The following is a 15,104-nucleotide window of genomic DNA, read 5'->3' on the forward strand; positions in this document are numbered from 1 at the left end:
ACGGAAACGGCCGGTTTTTTTGCCCGGCCGTTTTTGTTTTTGCGAGGTTGCAGTCGAAGTGGTCGGCTCGGCCATCTCTCCGGACTGAACATCAAGCCCGAGGATGACGATCGAGAGGGATGCCGCTTTTCTCCTGCGACCAGACGTGACCGGGCAAACCAGTCGCCTGACCCTGCCGTCAAATCTCGTAGTCGTGTGGGGCGCTGAGCGAGGCGATGAACTTCTTGGTGCGTTCGCGTTCGGGGGCCGAGAAGATCGTCTTCGGCGCACCGCTTTCGACGATGACGCCGCCGTCGAGAAAGATCACCTTGTCGGCAACGCGCGAGGCAAGCCTGAGGTCGTGGGTCGCCATCACCATGGTCGTGCCCTCGCGGGCAAGCCGGCTCAGAACCTCGACCACTTCCTCCGCCAGTTCCGGGTCGAGCGCGGAGGTTGGCTCGTCGCAGAGCAGCACACGCGGCGAAGGCGCGAGCGCCCGGGCGATCGCGACACGCTGCTGCTGGCCGCCCGAAAGCGTCGCCGGCCAGGCATTGGCCTTGTGCGCCATGCCGACCTTTTCCAAGAGTTCCATCGCGCGCGCCTTCGCCCTTTCGATCGGCCATTTCAGCACGGTGACGAGGCCCTCCATGACGTTGCCGAGGGCAGTCTGGTGCGGAAAGAGCTGGAAATTCTGGAATACCATGCCGGTCTGCCGACGCAGCCGCTGGGTCGCCGCCCAGCCGATCTTGTGGCCGGGAGAGAACTCGATCCTCTCGTCGCCGAGGCGGATCGAACCGGAGGTCGGGGTCTCCAAGAGATTGATGCAGCGCAGCAGTGTGCTCTTGCCGCCGCCGGACGGGCCGACCAGCGCCGTCACCGTGCCTTCGGCGAGCGTCACGGAGATATCCTTCAGCACGAGATTGTCGCCGAAGCGCTTTTCGATATGGGAGAGCTCGATCATGCGCGTGCCTCCAGAAAGCCGCCATAGCGGGCGAAACGGCGCTCCAGCCGCACTTGCAGGGCGGAGAGCACGGAGCTCATGGCAAGATAGATCAGCGCCGCCTCGATATAGAGGATCAGCGGCTCGTAAGTGGTGGCGACGATGCGCTGCGCGGTCTGGAACATCTCCGGCACGGTGATCGCCGCGGCAAGCGACGTGTCCTTCACCAGCGAAATGAAGGTGTTCGACAAGGGCGGCACGGCGACGCGGGTCGCCTGCGGCAGGATGGTGCGGCGCATAGCCTGGCTCCAGCTCATGCCGATGGAATAGGCCGCTTCCCATTGCCCGCGCGGCACCGACGAGATGACGGCGCGAATGATCTCGGACGAATAGGCGCCGACGTTCAAGGAGAAGCCGATGAGGGCGGCGGTGAAGGCATCGAGTAGGATGCCGGCGCTGGGGAGCCCGTAGAAGATCACGAAGAGCTGGACGAGCAACGGCGTGCCCCGGATCACCCAGACGTAAAAGCGCGCGATCAAGGAAACCGGTGCCGGCCCGAAGAGACGGGCCACGGCCGTGATGAGGCCGAGGATCAGACCGAAGATGAAGGAAAGTAGGGTCAGCGGGATGGTAAAGGTCAGGCCGGCCCAGAGCAGGGACGGCAGAGATTCCAGCATCAGTGGGAGCCAGGTGGTCAAGGGCGGGCCTTTCAAAAAGCGCGATCCGCCCCGGGGTCCGGAACGGATCGCTTTTCATAGCCGAGAACGGTCGGCGGAGAAACCGACCAAGTGCTCGGGACGAAGTTACTTCGAGACGTCGGCGCCGAAGTACTTCTGCGAGATCTTGTCGTAGGTGCCGTCTGCCTTGATCTCGACGAGCGCCTTGTTGATCGCCTCCAGGAGTTCCGGCTCGTCCTTGCGGATGATGATGCCGGAGAAGTCGGCATCGGCCTGCTCGGCAGCAATCTTTACCGGTGCATCGGGCTTCTTCTTCTTGAAGTCGAGGAAGGAGAGGCTGTCGTTGATTGTCGCATCGGCGCGGCCGGTCAGCACGAGCTGGATCGACTGGTCGAAGCCATCGGTGCCGACGAGTTCGGCGCCGGACGCGGTCGCAAGCTTGCCGAAGTTGCTGGTCAGCGACTGGGCCGCCTTCTTGCCCTTGAGATCGGCGAAGTCCTTGATCTCTTCGTTGTCGCTCTTGACGATCAGCACGGCCTTCGAGGCGATGTAGGGCTCGGAGAAGTCGTACTTCTTCTTGCGCTCCTCGGTGATGCCGACCTGGTTGATGACCGTGTCGTAGCGGTTGGCATCGAGGCCGGCGATCAGGCCATCCCACTTGCCTTCGAGGAATTCAGCCTTGACGCCGAGCTTTTCGGCCACCGCCTGGCCGACCTCGACGTCGAAGCCGACGAGCGCGCCGGAGGCGTCGTGATAGGTGAAGGGAGCGTAGGTGCCCTCAGTGCCGATCTTCAGCACACCGGCAGACTTGATCGCATTGAGGTTCTCACCGGCTTCGGCGGAAGCAAGGGCGGCAACCTGCATCAGAGCAGCGGCAAACAGCGTGGGGAGGAGTTTCATCGTGATTTTCCATCTTCTTTCTGGTCCGGCCCGTCGTCCGGATTGAGCGGACAATCGCATAAAAGATCAGCGATCTGAGCATATAAAACACCAATTCCCGAGCGTTTTGATGAAGATTTTTCCTCAAAACGGCGCTGGCTGGGCGCAGAAGGCACGGTTTTCCGGAAATCCCAACCCATTCTGATTTGACTGTCTTGCGCACTTGAAATCGGTTTCAAAAGTCGGTATGCACATTTGTAGCGATTCACGCACGTTTATGCACGATTGATGAAATGTCAGGCGAACTCCTACTTCGTGAGCGAAAGACGCTGATCCAGGAACGGCTGAAAGCCCACGGCCGGGTTCTGGCGGCCGATCTTGCTGCCGAGTTCAACGTCTCCGAGGACACGATCCGCCGCGACCTCAGGGAAATGGCGGCGGCGGGCCTTTGCGAGCGGGTCTATGGCGGCGCGCTTCCGGTCGTTCCCGCAGCGAACTCCACCCTGAGCGAGCGCATTGCCATGGCGCCGGAGCGCAAGGCAGCGCTCGCCCGCGCGGCCGTCGGTATGATCGAGCCGGGCATGACCGTGTTTCTCGATGCGGGGTCGACCAACCTCGCCATCGCGCAACTGATCGAGCCGGACCTGCCGGTCACCGTCGTCACCAATACGCCGCTGATTGCCGCGGCGCTGATGGAAAAAGCAGGCGTCGACCTCATCTTGCTGGGTGGGCCGCTCAACCGGGCGGTCGGTGCGGCGGTCAGCGCGCGGGCACAGCGCGATGCGGAATTGCTCAGACCCGATCTCTGCTTCCTCGGCACCTGCGGCGCCGATGCCGCGGCGGGCCTGACGGCGATCCATTTCGAAGACGCGGAATTCAAGCGGCTGATCGCGTCGCGCAGCCGGCGCCTCGTGGTCGCCATAACCAGCGACAAACTCGGGACGGCAGCCGCGCACGGGATCGTCGACATCGACGACAGGGTGGCGTTGGTGCTGGAGGGAGACGCTCCAGCGGAACACCGTGCTGCATTCGAGGCGATGGGCGCGGACGTCAGGATGGCCGGAGGAACCCGATGATGACGATCGCCCATGTGGCGCTGTGGACCCGGGACCTCGATGCGATCGCCGGCTTCTGGTCGACGTTCTTCGGGGCCGAGGTCGGAGATGTCTATGAAAGTCGGCGGCGGCCGGGCTTTCGTTCGCGCTTCCTGACGCTCGGCGCCGGACCGACGATCGAGATCATGGAGGGCCCCTGGGTTGCGCCGGGCGATCCCAAGGAAGAGCGCACGGGCCTTGCCCATGTGGCGCTTTCACTCGGCAGCGAGCAGGCGGTCGATGCCATGGCCGCGCGCGCTGAAGCCCAGGGCCTGTTGGTGGCAAAGCCGCGCTGGACCGGCGACGGCTTCTACGAGGCGGTTCTGTGTGACCCCGATGGCAATCTGATCGAAATCACAGTTTGAGCCGGACGGTCCGGCACTGAGGCAAGACCATGGACCAACGTTCTCCCACCGCGACCGTCCGTCAGGGCTACATGACCCGCAACCGGCTGGCCGTTTCGCTGCTCTTCCTGATGAACGGCTTCGTCACCGGCAGCTGGGCGCCGAAGATCCCCGAGTTCAAGGACCGGCTCGGCATCAGTGAAAGCGTGCTCGGCCTCCTGATCCTGATGTTCGGCATCGGCTCGTTGGTGCTGATGCCGATTGCCGGTGGCTACATCGCTCGCGTCGGCTCGCAGAAGGTGGTGAAGGTCACGGCGATTATCCTGTCACCCTTGCTTTTGCTCCTTACGCTCGTTCCGAACGTCTGGATGGCGGCCATCGGCATGTTCGTGCTTGGCGGTTTCGTCGGAGCCATGGACGTCGCCATGAACGCCAATGCCGTCGAGGTCGAAAAGTCGATGCGCCGGGCGATCATGTCCTCCTGCCATGCCTATTGGAGCCTTGGCGGCCTGATCGGCGCCGGCATCGGCGGTTTCCTGATGGCGCATTTCGGCGTGCTGCCACATGTCTTCGTCGTCACACTGATCTGCCTGACGCTGATCGCGATTGCCTGGCCGATGATCCTTGCCGACAAGCCGCATCCGGCCGCTGCGAAGGAAAAACTGCGCCTGCCGATGACGCCGCTTCCCTGGCTGATCGGTATCATGGCGCTGTTCTCGATGGTGCCGGAGGGCACGGTTCTCGATTGGGGCGCGCTCTATCTGCGCAACGAACTCGGCGCCTCGGTGGAGCTCTCCGGCTTCGGCTTCGCCGCCTTCTCCGCCACCATGGCAACCATGCGTTTTGCCGGCGACCTTGTCCGCGATCGTTTCGGCGCCAAGCGAACCTTGCGCATCTGCACGGTGACCGCGCTCATCGGCATGATCCTCGCGGGCATGGCGCCGAACGCCTACATCGCCATTCTCGGCTTCGCCATCGCCGGTATCGGCATTTCAAACATGGTCCCGATCGCCTTTTCGGCCGCCGGCAACATGCCGGGCCTGCAGCCGGGCATCGGTCTCTCGGTCGCGACCTTCATGGGCTATTCGGGCATGCTGTTCGCGCCGTCGGTGATTGGTTTCGTCGCCGAGCACACGGGCTTTGCCATCGTCTTCACCTCGGTGCCGCTGCTCTTCATCGTCGTGCTGCTGCTATCGCACAATGCCGCGCACGCCGATCACGCCAAAGGGCACTAATGATCCATTGAGCCACGGACGAGCGTGTTCTGCGCAAGGCCGCCATCAAATCGCCGTCAGGGCATGATGTCGCCGTTGACAAGCAGGCTTTCCTCATCCACCTGATGGGCGAAAAGCCGGAGCTTGATTAGGGAAAGCGTTGCGGTATCCGTACGCGACCCGCTCCGCCTGAGATGACCCACGAAGAGGCCTTCATGTCTTCCGCCTTCGATTTCGAACCGCAGCCCCGCCGTGCCTCCGTTGCCGTCGATGTCGGCGGTGTCATCGTCGGGGGCGGCGCACCGGTCGTGGTTCAGTCGATGACCAACACCGACACGGCCGATATCGATGCGACCGTGGCCCAGGTGGCCGCTCTCCACAAGGCCGGCTCGGAACTGGTGCGCATCACCGTCGACCGCGACGAAAGTGCTGCCGCGGTGCCGAAGATCCGCGAGCGGCTCGAGCGCCTCGGTCTCGACGTGCCGCTCGTCGGTGACTTCCACTACATCGGCCACAAGCTGCTTGCCGATCATCCGGCCTGCGCCGAGGCGCTGGCGAAGTACCGCATCAATCCGGGCAATGTCGGCTTCAAGGACAAGAAGGACAAGCAGTTCGCCGAGATCGTCGAGATGGCGATCCGCTACGACAAACCAGTGCGCATCGGCGTCAACTGGGGCTCGCTCGACCAGGAACTCCTGACGCGGATGATGGACGAGAACCAGGCGAACGGCTTTCCGCTGACAGCCCAGCAGGTGACGCGCGAAACGATCGTGCAATCGGCGCTGCTGTCGGCCGATCTTGCCGAGGAAATCGGCCTGCCGCGCAACCGCATCATTCTCTCTGCCAAGGTTTCCGGCGTTCAGGATCTGATCGCCGTCTACGCCATGCTGTCGGCCCGCTCCGACCACGCGCTGCATCTCGGCCTCACCGAGGCCGGCATGGGCACCAAGGGCATCGTCGCCTCCTCTGCCTCGCTTGGCATCCTGATGCAGCAGGGCATCGGCGACACGATCCGCATTTCGCTGACGCCGGAACCCGGCGGCGACCGCACCCGCGAGGTGCAGGTGGCGCAGGAACTACTGCAGGTCATGGGCTTCCGCCAATTCATTCCCGTCGTTGCCGCGTGTCCCGGCTGCGGACGCACGACGTCGACCGTGTTCCAGGAACTCGCCCAGAAGATCCAGGACGACATCCGCCGCAACATGCCGGTCTGGCGCGAGAAATATCCCGGCGTCGAGGGCCTGAAGGTCGCGGTCATGGGCTGCATCGTCAACGGTCCCGGTGAAAGCAAACATGCCGATATCGGCATCTCGCTCCCCGGCACCGGCGAAATGCCGGCCGCGCCCGTGTTCATCGATGGCCAGAAGGCAATGACGCTGCGCGGTCCGAACATTGCCGCCGACTTCGAGACGCTCGTTTCCGACTATATCGAGAAGCGTTATGGCCGCGGCCAGGCGGCCGCCGAATAAACGGGCTCGCTCGGGGTAATCCGACGCCGGACGGCCTCGGAGTTAAAGCCGCGACGTCAGCAATTTCAGCCCCGCAAAGGCGAAGAAGCCGGCCATCAGGCTTTCGATCAGCCGCTTGGATCTCAGATAGGCGCGGTGCACCGGCGAAAGCGAGAACACGATCGCGAAGCCGCAGAAGGTCATCAGGCCGAGGACCATGCAGCCGCCTATGAAGGTGGCGGTGATGCCGACGGGCGCCCCCGCGGGCATGCCGAGCGAGACCAGCATGATCCAGGAGAAGATCGCCTTCGGATTGGTCAGGTGGATGCCGAGCCCCTTGAGATAGAGCCGCTTCAACGATGTCTGTACCTTCGCCGCCGGCATGATCGCGCCCCTGTCGCTGCACATGGCGGCGCGCAGAGCGTTATAGGCGAGCCAGAAGAGATAACAGGCGCCGGCAATCTTCAGGACGATGATCGCCTGGTCATAGGCGCGGATCAGCGCCGAGAGGCCCGACGCTGTCAGCATCGCCCAGGTGTAGCTTCCGGTGAGCACGCCGAAGGCAAGCGCCAGGCCGGCCTTGCGCCCCTGGCTGACCGACGTGGTGATGATCGCCAGGATCGCCGGTCCCGGTGAGGCGGTCCCGATCAGATAGGCGGTCCAGGCGATGAGCAGCTGCGGCAGATAGGGTGTGGGGTCGAACATGCGAAAAAGCTCCGGCTCGGTCGCCGGAAGCTAGTTCAGTTCATCGCCTGTTTGAAACGGGGAAATGTCACCGAGACAAGATCTCAGAGGATCTCGTCGAGTGCTTCGATCAGGCGTGCGCATTCCTGATCGGTGCCGATGGTGATGCGCAGGAAATCGCCGATGCGCGGCTTGGCGAAGTGGCGCACAAGCACGGCGCGTTCACGCAGCGCCTTCATCAGCGTTTCGCCGTTGTGGCCGGGGTGGCGCGCGAAAACGAAGTTTGCCGATGACGGCAACACCTCGAAACCACGCTGGGCGAGATCTGCGGTGAGGCGTTCGCGGGAGGCGATGATCTTTCCCCGCGTCTCCTCGAACCAGGCTTCGTCCTCGATCGCGGCGATGGCACCGGCCTGTGCCGGGCGGCCGAGCGGATAGGAGTTGAAGCTGTCCTTCACCCTTTCCAGCGCCTCGATCAGCGGCCGCTGGCCGATGGCGAAGCCGACGCGCAGGCCCGCAAGCGCGCGCGACTTGGAAAAGGTCTGGACGACCAGCAGGTTCTCGTATTTCGAAACCAGCTCCGCTGCCGACTGGCCGCCGAAGTCGACATAGGCCTCGTCGATGACGACGGGCTGATCCGGGTGGCTCGCGACGAGCCGCTCTATATCCGAGAGCGGGAGTGCGATGCCGGTCGGCGCGTTCGGGTTCGGCAGGATAATCGCGCCACAGGGGCGATCATAATCGGCGAGATCGATCTCGAAGCGGTCGTTCAGCGGAACCTCGACCGCGTCGATCTCGAAGAGCCGCGCATAGGTCGAATAGAAGCTATAGGAGATGTCCGGATAAAGCAGCGGTGCGTCGTGCTTGAGCAGGCCGGCGAAGATATGTGCCAGCACCTCGTCCGAGCCGTTGCCGACGAAAACTTCCTCGGCCGAAACGCCGAAGCGCGCGGCGATCGCCACTCGGAGCTTCCGCGCCAGCGGATCCGGATAGAGCCGGAGGTCGGCGCTTGCTGCCGCCGCGACCGCGTCGAGCACCTTCTCCGACGGCCCGTAGGGGCATTCATTGGTGTTGAGCTTCACCAGATTGGCGACGCGCGGCTGCTCGCCCGGAATATAGGGTTTCAGCTTGGAGACGATCGGCGACCAGTACTTGCTCATGTCTCTAGTTCCTGCGGTTGGCGACGAAGCGGGCAGTTTCGACGAGAATGGTGGAGCGCTCGCCATAGGGCGTAAGCAGAGCTTCCGCTTCTGCGACCAGTTGCTCCAGCCGCTCTTCTGCCCAGGCCTGGCCGTGCAGCGCGACGAGCGTGCCCTTGCCGCGGGCGGCGTCCTTGCCGGTTGCCTTGCCCATGGTCGCCGCATCGGCGGTGAGATCGAGCAGGTCGTCGGCAAGCTGGAAGGCAAGGCCGATCTTTTCGCCGAAGCTGCGAAGCCGCGCCCGGTCGTCCTTCGACGCGCCGGCGACAATCGCACCGGCCTCGCAGCCGAAGCGGATGAGGGCGCCCGTCTTCATCGCCTGTAGCGTGACAATGCCGGCCTCGTCGGGTGGCGACTTTTCCGCGGCAAGATCGAGCGCCTGACCGCCAGCCATGCCGCCGTGGCCCGCGGCCCGTCCGAGCGCCAGGATCAGTTCCACCTTCTGGGCATCCGTCAGTGGTGTTTCCGGCGCCGCGATGATGTCGAAGGCGAAGGTCAGCAGACTGTCGCCGGCGAGGATCGCCGTTGCCTCGTCGAAGGCCTTGTGCACCGTCGGCTGACCACGCCTGACATCGTCGTCGTCCATCGCCGGCAGGTCGTCGTGGACGAGGGAATAGCAATGCACGCATTCGAGCGCCGCGCCGACGCGCAAGGATGCATCGATGCCGCCGCCGAGAAGATCGGCGCATTCGATCACCAGGAAGGGGCGCAGCCGCTTGCCGCCGTTCAGCACCCCGTGGCGCATGGCGGCGAGCAGGTTTGCCGGCCGGGCGATCTCGTCGACCTCCGTCGTCGTGCCGAGCAGGCGCTCGAGCAAAGCTTCGACGGCGCGGGCATTGCTGGCGAGGCGGCGGGTGAAAGGCGATGTGTCCTGGCTCATGCGCGCTCTTTGGCATGGGCGAAGAGGGCTTTCAACGGGGATTCGTGTCGCAGCGGCGCGCTTTCCCTGGGACAGCCGCGTGCGCACCTTGCCTTTTGCCTGAAAGCCCGTTCAACTTTGCCGGCCCATGCACTAAGAGAAGCGGATGGACAGCGAGGTGAACAGTCAGGCCGTGAACATGGTTCCGGAAGCGCGCGAGGACGGCGAAGTGCCTTCCAGTCGCTGGTCTTCGCTTCGCCGGTCGCTGCGTACGAGGCGCCGCCAGATCGCTTTCGCCGTCGTTGGTTTTGTCGCACTGCCCTATGCGCTGATCGTTCTCTACCTGATCGAGTTCATACATCCGGTCTCGACGCTGATGCTGCGCGACCTCGTCCTGCTTCGCGGCTACGACCGTCAATGGGTCGAATTCGACAATATCGCGCCGGTGCTGGTGCAATCGGTGATGATGTCGGAGGACGGCCAGTTCTGTGTCCATGACGGTGTCGACTGGGGGCAGATGCGCGGCGTGGTGGAGGATGCCCTGGATGGGGAATCGACCCGCGGGGCCAGCACCATTCCGATGCAGACGGTCAAGAACCTCTACCTTTGGAACGGCCGCTCCTTCCTGCGCAAGGGCATGGAACTGCCGTTGGCGATCGCCGCCGATTTCGTCTGGAGCAAGCGGCGGATGATGGAGATCTATCTGAACGTCGCCGAATGGGGCGACGGAATCTACGGTATCGAAGCGGCCGCCCGCCACCACTTCGGGGTTTCTGCGGCCAAGCTGTCGCGGCGGCAGGCCGCGCTGCTCGCGGTATCGCTGCCCAATCCGAAGGAGCGCAATGCCGGCAAGCCCGGTCGCGGGCTCAAGCGCCTGGCAAATTTGATCGAGCGTCGCGCCAGCCGCTCCGGTGGCTACATCACCTGCCTTTATGATTAGGATCAGACCTTTTCATTGGAAGCCGTCGTCGGGCGATGTCATGTTCGCGTAGTAGAGTTCTGCCATCTGGACCTCTCTCCATTTGAAAGGCCCGATCGCCCCCATGACCTCGATTTCCCCCTCGCTTCTCACCTTTGGCCGCAACGCAAACAATGCACCGCCGAAGCATCTCGGAACCCGCTACGCAACGGATGGCCGTTTCCTGCGTGAACCGGGCAACACGGTCGTTTCCCACGTCACCGCCGGTTCGCCGTCCGAGGCCGCCGTGCTTGCGGTGCGCGATCGACTGATGGCGATGCCCGAGGCGGGCCAGTTCGCCTTCACCCATCCGTCCAGCCTGCATATGACGATCTTTCAGGGTATCATCGAATACCGCCGCAGGCTGCCCTTCTGGCCGACAGACATAGCGCTCGATACGCCGATCGACGTGATGACCGAGCACTATTGCGGGCGGCTCAAGCACTTCGTTCCGCTGGAGCCGTTCCGGGCCCGCGTGACGGACGTCACGCCGACCGGACTCGCGCTCGAAGGCGACAGCGCAGCCGATCGCGCATGCCTCAAGGCCTGGCGCGATGCTTTCGCCGAAGCCTTCGGCTACCGCCATCCGGACCATGACGACTACGCGTTCCACATCACCTACGCCTATGTCATCGACTGGCTCGATGACGCGGCACTGCCGCGCTGGCAGGCAATGTTGGGCGAACAACTCGCCTACCTCAGGGAATGGGCGCCGGTGATCGAGCTCGATCCCCCGGCCTTCTGCTCCTTCGAGGATATGAACCATTTCGAGGAGCTGATCGTTTTCTCGGACAGACCCGCAATCAAGGCCAGCAATCAAGGATCCTAAATGACCGGACTTACGCTTTACGTCGGCAACAAGAACTATTCATCCTGGTCGATGCGGCCCTGGATGGCGATGACCGCCGCGGGCATCGATTTCGAGGAGGTGGTCATTCCCTTCGATTTTGCGGCCGGCAATCCTGATATCCGCGCCGTCTCGCCGACGGGACGCGTGCCGCTGTTGCGGCATGGCGACCTGCTCGTCTGGGAGTCGCTGGCGATCATCGAATATGTCGCCGAGCTCTTTCCCGATGCCGGGCTCTGGCCGGCCGATCGCCAGGCCCGCGCCCGGGCGCGCAGCTATTGCATGGAAATGCTCTCCGGCTTCCGGGCGCTGCGCGGCGCCTGCCCGATGAACATCCGCCGGGGAAAGCGGGCCCTCGAGGTGGATGCAGACGTTCGCGCCGACGTCGCCCGCATCGAGCGGATCTGGAAAGAGGCGCTCGCCCAATCCGGCGGTCCGTTCCTCTTCGGTGCCTTCGGTGCGGCGGATGCGATGTACGCTCCTGTGGTCAACCGCTTCGACGTCTACGATCTCGTTGCGGATCCGGAAATGCTCGGCTACATGCAACGCGTGAAGGCGCATCCCGCCTACCGGAAGTGGGAAGAGGCCGCCCGCGCTGAGCCGTGGGTCGTTCCCGAAGACGAGGTCTGACTCGGTCGAGTCGAAAAATTGCGGCTGGGGACTGGTCAAACGGGAGTTGGCCATGTATAAGCGCGCCAAATTTCCGTGATTGACATCTGTTTGACACGGCCATTTCGGCTGCTGAACAGTGTTTGCCCGATAAGTGGAGAATGAAATGGCTGTACCGAAAAGAAAAACGAGCCCGTCCAAGCGTGGCATGCGCCGTTCCGCTGACGCCCTCAAGGCTCCGACCTACGTCGAAGACAAGAACTCGGGCGAACTGCGCCGTCCGCACCACATCGACCTGAAGACCGGCATGTACCGTGGCCGTCAGGTTCTGACCCCGAAGGAAAACGCATAAGCGTTTCCGTTCGCGGATTAGGTTCAAAGGGCTGGCTCTGCCGGCCCTTTTGTTTTGCGTCTGACATTTTCTCGCTTGGACCCTGTGCTATCAGCAGGAGCCTGACCTGAAGACGCCGCAAGACGCGGCAAAGGAGTTCGTGCCTGATGCTCGCTGCCGTTCCGCTGCTGATCCTGCCTTTCGCCATCTACAATCTCGCGATGATCGGAATGTTTGGCGGTATGGCCGGGCTCAATGCCGAGATGCTGTCGCTATCCATGCTGTCGGGCGCGACCTGGACGATGCGCTTCGGCGACCTTCTGATCGTCGTCGCGCTGTTGCTGCTGTTCGTCGAATTGCTGAAGGCGACCCGCACGAGCACGCGGGCGCTGATGGATCACCTGCTGTCGATGATCCTGTTCATCGCCTTCCTGATCGAATTCCTGCTACTGGCGCCGGCGGCGACCCAGCTCTTCTTCATCCTGATGACGATCAGTTTCATCGATGTCATCGCCGGTTTTGCCGTCTCGATGCGTTCGGCTGGCAGGGACGTGTCGATCGGCCTTTGAAGCGCGTCACGATCCGGGGCGCGGGCTCAATTCAAAAGCATTTTTTGCTGGACGGGAAACGAGGCGGGATCGAACTCACCCGCCTTCACGAGGAAAGCGCGCTCAGCCGAGATTGTCGAGCTTGGTCTGGAGCGCGCGAAGCTGCTCCTTGAGCTCGTCGATATCCTTGGCTTCGGCCTTCTTGCTTTCCTTCACCGGCGGGGCGGTGATGAAGGGCGAGAACATCTGCATCGCCTGATGGAACATCTCGGTGTTGCGACGGACCTGCTCTTCGACAAGTTGCAGCGGCACCTGCAGGTTCTTGCCAAGCGGCGTGTCGCCGAAGGCCTTGTTGATCTGCTCACGCATCTGCGACTGCTGCTCGGTGAAAGCCTGCATCGAGTGCTCGAGATAGCTCGGCACCACCATCTGCATCTGGTCGCCATAGAACGAAATCAGCTGGCGCAGGAAGGAGATCGGCAGAAGCGTGTTGCCGGTCTTGGACTCCTGCTCGAAGATGATCTGCGTCAGCACGGAATGGGTGATGTCCTCTCCGGACTTTGCGTCCTGGACGACGAAATCCTCGCCCTTCTTCACCATCACAGCCAAGTCGTCGAGCGTGACATAGGTGCTGGTCCCGGTGTTGTAGAGCCGCCGGTTCGCATATTTTTTTATAACGATCTGGCCTTCGTGCTTCGCCATCAGGGTCTCCTCTCACCCATCGTCCCGTCTTTATTGCGTTTTTCAGAGTATCCGCAAAAGAGCGCCGCTGACAATGTCTTTGTGCGTTGCGGCGACGCAAGTGCGAAATCTTGCGGTTGCGTCTTACGTGATGGTTTTGTGGCACCGCATCAAGCCGTTTGACTTGCGTCGCGCGCTTTGCCAGTCTGCTTTCATTAGGCAAGAAAGATCTGAGGAAACGTCCTATGAGCAATCCCTCCATCGTGATCGCCAGCGCCGCCCGAACTGCGGTCGGATCCTTCAACGGTGCATTCGGCAATACGCCGGCGCACGAGCTCGGCGCCGCCGTCATCAAGGGCGTACTCGAGCGCGCAGGCGTCGAGGCAGGCGAGGTCGACGAGGTGATCCTCGGCCAGGTGCTGCAGGCCGGCGAGGGCCAGAACCCGGCGCGTCAGGCGGCGATGAAGGCGGGGATCCCTCAGGAAAAGACCGCCTGGGGCATGAACCAGCTCTGCGGTTCGGGCCTTCGCGCCGTGGCGCTCGGCATGCAGCAGATTGCAACCGGTGATGCGGATATCATCGTCGCCGGCGGCATGGAGTCCATGTCGATGGCGCCGCACTGCTCGCATCTGCGCGGCGGCGTGAAGATGGGCGACTTCAAGATGATCGACACGATGATCAAGGACGGCCTAACCGACGCCTTCTACGGCTATCACATGGGCATCACCGCCGAAAACGTCGCCCGCCAGTGGCAGCTCAGCCGCGAGGAGCAGGATGCGTTCGCACTCGCCTCGCAGAACAAGGCCGAAGCGGCACAGAAGGCCGGACGTTTCGCCGACGAGATCATTCCCTTCATCGTCAAGGGCCGCAAGGGCGACGTCACCGTCGACCAGGACGAATATATCCGCCATGGCGCAACGCTCGACCAGATGACGAAGCTGCGTCCGGCCTTCGACAAGGAAGGCACGGTCACCGCCGGTAACGCCTCCGGCCTCAATGACGGCGCCGCCGCCACCCTGCTGATGACCGAAGCGCAGGCTTCCAAGCGCGGCATCCAGCCGCTCGCCCGTATCGTTTCCTGGGCAACGGCCGGCGTCGATCCGCAGGTCATGGGCACCGGCCCGATCCCGGCTTCACGCAAGGCGCTGGCGAAAGCCGGCTGGGCGATCGGCGACGTCGACCTGGTCGAGGCCAACGAGGCTTTCGCCGCTCAGGCCTGCGCGGTCAACAAGGACCTCGGCTGGGATCCGTCGATCGTCAACGTCAATGGCGGCGCGATCGCCATCGGCCATCCGATCGGCGCTTCCGGCGCGCGCGTGCTCAACACCCTGCTCTTCGAAATGAAGCGCCGCAGCGTTTCCAAGGGGCTTGCAACGCTCTGCATCGGCGGCGGCATGGGCGTCGCCATGTGCGTCGAACGGCTCTAGTCGGCTTGGCGGCATGAACAGCGCCAGGCGGGTTCCATTTTCCCTCTTGCTGGCCGGTTCGCCGATCGTTTCCGCACATGCCAGTCCCGGGCCTCTCGACGGGGCGCGGCTGGTTCAGTGCGTGCTGGAACATGCGACCTCGGACGACGAGGCCGTTTTCAAGGACATGATGGTTGCGGCCCGGAACGAAGGCGATGGCGCTTTGAAAGCGTCGCCCGTTCAGCGCAGCAAGCTGATGATGAACCTCGCGCTCACCAGGTGCGAGGCAGGGATGTCTATGCCCGCGACGCCTCAATTCCAGGCTGCCGCCGGGCTCTACGGACGACAGATCGGCGCAAAGCTGATGAACAGGGCCTTTGAGAAACTGAACTGATCAAGTGGGAGGC

Annotated in this window: 19 protein-coding genes; 11 read left to right on the forward strand and 8 right to left on the reverse strand. The window is 63.1% G+C overall.

Annotated features, from left to right (window positions below; genetic code table 11):
* Positions 1-178: 178 nt before the first annotated feature.
* From AC0C6X_RS07930 to AC0C6X_RS07945, 4 genes are all read right to left on the reverse strand, one after another.
* Entirely contained in the window at positions 179-940 is a 762-nt protein-coding gene (locus tag AC0C6X_RS07930; RefSeq protein WP_472952457.1) for an amino acid ABC transporter ATP-binding protein, read from the reverse strand.
* Positions 937-1,617, reverse strand: a complete 681-nt coding sequence (locus tag AC0C6X_RS07935; protein WP_247959376.1) for an amino acid ABC transporter permease — start codon at positions 1,615-1,617, stop codon at positions 937-939. Before AC0C6X_RS07935 ends, AC0C6X_RS07930 begins: the two co-directional genes overlap by 4 nt.
* 105 nt (positions 1,618-1,722) lie before the next feature.
* Positions 1,723-2,496, reverse strand: coding sequence for an amino acid ABC transporter substrate-binding protein (locus AC0C6X_RS07940; RefSeq protein ID WP_472952459.1), 774 nt, complete (start codon positions 2,494-2,496; stop codon positions 1,723-1,725).
* Positions 2,493-2,675, reverse strand: a complete 183-nt coding sequence (locus AC0C6X_RS07945) for a hypothetical protein (RefSeq protein WP_472952460.1) — start codon at positions 2,673-2,675, stop codon at positions 2,493-2,495. The genes AC0C6X_RS07940 and AC0C6X_RS07945 overlap by 4 nt, the downstream gene beginning before the upstream one ends.
* A 93-nt stretch (positions 2,676-2,768) precedes the next feature.
* Here AC0C6X_RS07945 and AC0C6X_RS07950 point away from each other — a divergent pair, with 93 nt between their 5' ends.
* The 4 genes from AC0C6X_RS07950 (at position 2,769) to ispG (ending at position 6,596) form a co-directional block, all read left to right on the forward strand.
* On the forward strand, positions 2,769-3,551 hold the full coding sequence (locus AC0C6X_RS07950) for a DeoR/GlpR family DNA-binding transcription regulator (RefSeq protein WP_173517881.1): 783 nt from the start codon (positions 2,769-2,771) through the stop codon (positions 3,549-3,551).
* The gene (locus AC0C6X_RS07955) at positions 3,548-3,934 is read left to right on the forward strand and encodes a VOC family protein (protein ID WP_247959379.1); all 387 of its coding nucleotides are present in this window, start codon (positions 3,548-3,550) and stop codon (positions 3,932-3,934) included. The genes AC0C6X_RS07950 and AC0C6X_RS07955 overlap by 4 nt, the downstream gene beginning before the upstream one ends.
* Before the next feature lie 29 nt (positions 3,935-3,963).
* Positions 3,964-5,148: an MFS transporter gene (locus AC0C6X_RS07960; RefSeq protein ID WP_247959380.1), complete on the forward strand. Its 1,185-nt coding sequence runs from the start codon at positions 3,964-3,966 to the stop codon at positions 5,146-5,148.
* A gap of 194 nt (positions 5,149-5,342) precedes the next feature.
* Entirely contained in the window at positions 5,343-6,596 is a 1,254-nt protein-coding gene (gene ispG, locus AC0C6X_RS07965; protein ID WP_173517879.1) for a flavodoxin-dependent (E)-4-hydroxy-3-methylbut-2-enyl-diphosphate synthase, read from the forward strand.
* Positions 6,597-6,638: 42 nt separating this feature from the next.
* Here ispG and AC0C6X_RS07970 read toward each other — a convergent pair whose 3' ends face one another.
* From AC0C6X_RS07970 to AC0C6X_RS07980, 3 genes are all read right to left on the reverse strand, one after another.
* A complete protein-coding gene (locus tag AC0C6X_RS07970) occupies positions 6,639-7,280 on the reverse strand; it encodes a LysE family translocator (RefSeq protein ID WP_472952464.1) in 642 nt (213 codons plus the stop codon).
* Between the two features lie 83 nt (positions 7,281-7,363).
* Positions 7,364-8,419 carry a histidinol-phosphate transaminase gene (hisC, locus tag AC0C6X_RS07975; RefSeq protein WP_472952466.1) on the reverse strand — a complete coding sequence of 352 codons (1,056 nt, stop codon included), beginning with the start codon at positions 8,417-8,419 and terminating at the stop codon, positions 7,364-7,366.
* Between the two features lie 4 nt (positions 8,420-8,423).
* Complete coding sequence (locus AC0C6X_RS07980; RefSeq protein ID WP_472952468.1) at positions 8,424-9,338, reverse strand: polyprenyl synthetase family protein; 915 nt, start codon at positions 9,336-9,338, stop codon at positions 8,424-8,426.
* 178 nt (positions 9,339-9,516) lie between these two features.
* Here AC0C6X_RS07980 and mtgA point away from each other — a divergent pair, with 178 nt between their 5' ends.
* From mtgA to AC0C6X_RS08005, 5 genes are all read left to right on the forward strand, one after another.
* Entirely contained in the window at positions 9,517-10,257 is a 741-nt protein-coding gene (gene mtgA, locus AC0C6X_RS07985; RefSeq protein WP_376741664.1) for a monofunctional biosynthetic peptidoglycan transglycosylase, read from the forward strand.
* Between the two features lie 103 nt (positions 10,258-10,360).
* On the forward strand, positions 10,361-11,104 hold the full coding sequence (locus tag AC0C6X_RS07990) for a DUF1868 domain-containing protein (RefSeq protein ID WP_472952471.1): 744 nt from the start codon (positions 10,361-10,363) through the stop codon (positions 11,102-11,104).
* Complete coding sequence (locus AC0C6X_RS07995) at positions 11,105-11,752, forward strand: glutathione S-transferase family protein (RefSeq protein WP_472952473.1); 648 nt, start codon at positions 11,105-11,107, stop codon at positions 11,750-11,752.
* A gap of 145 nt (positions 11,753-11,897) precedes the next feature.
* Complete coding sequence (rpmF, locus tag AC0C6X_RS08000; protein ID WP_026186748.1) at positions 11,898-12,083, forward strand: 50S ribosomal protein L32; 186 nt, start codon at positions 11,898-11,900, stop codon at positions 12,081-12,083.
* 146 nt (positions 12,084-12,229) lie between these two features.
* Entirely contained in the window at positions 12,230-12,631 is a 402-nt protein-coding gene (locus tag AC0C6X_RS08005) for a hypothetical protein (RefSeq protein ID WP_173517873.1), read from the forward strand.
* A gap of 102 nt (positions 12,632-12,733) precedes the next feature.
* On the opposite strand, the gene phaR is transcribed toward AC0C6X_RS08005, so the two are convergent.
* The gene (phaR, locus tag AC0C6X_RS08010) at positions 12,734-13,312 is read right to left on the reverse strand and encodes a polyhydroxyalkanoate synthesis repressor PhaR (RefSeq protein WP_173517872.1); all 579 of its coding nucleotides are present in this window, start codon (positions 13,310-13,312) and stop codon (positions 12,734-12,736) included.
* A 224-nt stretch (positions 13,313-13,536) separates the two neighbouring features.
* On the opposite strand from phaR, the gene AC0C6X_RS08015 reads away from it, so the two are divergent.
* Positions 13,537-14,718 carry an acetyl-CoA C-acetyltransferase gene (locus AC0C6X_RS08015; RefSeq protein WP_247959384.1) on the forward strand — a complete coding sequence of 394 codons (1,182 nt, stop codon included), beginning with the start codon at positions 13,537-13,539 and terminating at the stop codon, positions 14,716-14,718.
* A gap of 13 nt (positions 14,719-14,731) precedes the next feature.
* Positions 14,732-15,091, forward strand: a complete 360-nt coding sequence (locus tag AC0C6X_RS08020) for a hypothetical protein (RefSeq protein WP_472952477.1) — start codon at positions 14,732-14,734, stop codon at positions 15,089-15,091.
* The last annotated feature ends 13 nt before the right edge of the window (positions 15,092-15,104 follow it).

Source organism: Ensifer sp. VA4 (genome assembly GCF_055710065.1).

Coding starts and splice junctions, on each gene's coding strand:
- AC0C6X_RS07970 (WP_472952464.1), bottom strand. CDS start 7,280: ATGTTCGACCCCACACCCTATCTGCCGCAGCTGCTCATCGCCTGGACC.
- phaR (WP_173517872.1), bottom strand. CDS start 13,312: ATGGCGAAGCACGAAGGCCAGATCGTTATAAAAAAATATGCGAACCGG.
- AC0C6X_RS07995 (WP_472952473.1), top strand. CDS start 11,105: ATGACCGGACTTACGCTTTACGTCGGCAACAAGAACTATTCATCCTGG.
- AC0C6X_RS07940 (WP_472952459.1), bottom strand. CDS start 2,496: ATGAAACTCCTCCCCACGCTGTTTGCCGCTGCTCTGATGCAGGTTGCC.
- AC0C6X_RS07950 (WP_173517881.1), top strand. CDS start 2,769: ATGTCAGGCGAACTCCTACTTCGTGAGCGAAAGACGCTGATCCAGGAA.
- AC0C6X_RS07955 (WP_247959379.1), top strand. CDS start 3,548: ATGATGACGATCGCCCATGTGGCGCTGTGGACCCGGGACCTCGATGCG.
- AC0C6X_RS07990 (WP_472952471.1), top strand. CDS start 10,361: ATGACCTCGATTTCCCCCTCGCTTCTCACCTTTGGCCGCAACGCAAAC.
- AC0C6X_RS08020 (WP_472952477.1), top strand. CDS start 14,732: ATGAACAGCGCCAGGCGGGTTCCATTTTCCCTCTTGCTGGCCGGTTCG.
- AC0C6X_RS07930 (WP_472952457.1), bottom strand. CDS start 940: ATGATCGAGCTCTCCCATATCGAAAAGCGCTTCGGCGACAATCTCGTG.
- AC0C6X_RS08015 (WP_247959384.1), top strand. CDS start 13,537: ATGAGCAATCCCTCCATCGTGATCGCCAGCGCCGCCCGAACTGCGGTC.
- rpmF (WP_026186748.1), top strand. CDS start 11,898: ATGGCTGTACCGAAAAGAAAAACGAGCCCGTCCAAGCGTGGCATGCGC.
- AC0C6X_RS07960 (WP_247959380.1), top strand. CDS start 3,964: ATGGACCAACGTTCTCCCACCGCGACCGTCCGTCAGGGCTACATGACC.
- AC0C6X_RS08005 (WP_173517873.1), top strand. CDS start 12,230: ATGCTCGCTGCCGTTCCGCTGCTGATCCTGCCTTTCGCCATCTACAAT.
- AC0C6X_RS07945 (WP_472952460.1), bottom strand. CDS start 2,675: ATGGGTTGGGATTTCCGGAAAACCGTGCCTTCTGCGCCCAGCCAGCGC.
- AC0C6X_RS07980 (WP_472952468.1), bottom strand. CDS start 9,338: ATGAGCCAGGACACATCGCCTTTCACCCGCCGCCTCGCCAGCAATGCC.
- mtgA (WP_376741664.1), top strand. CDS start 9,517: ATGGTTCCGGAAGCGCGCGAGGACGGCGAAGTGCCTTCCAGTCGCTGG.
- hisC (WP_472952466.1), bottom strand. CDS start 8,419: ATGAGCAAGTACTGGTCGCCGATCGTCTCCAAGCTGAAACCCTATATT.
- ispG (WP_173517879.1), top strand. CDS start 5,343: ATGTCTTCCGCCTTCGATTTCGAACCGCAGCCCCGCCGTGCCTCCGTT.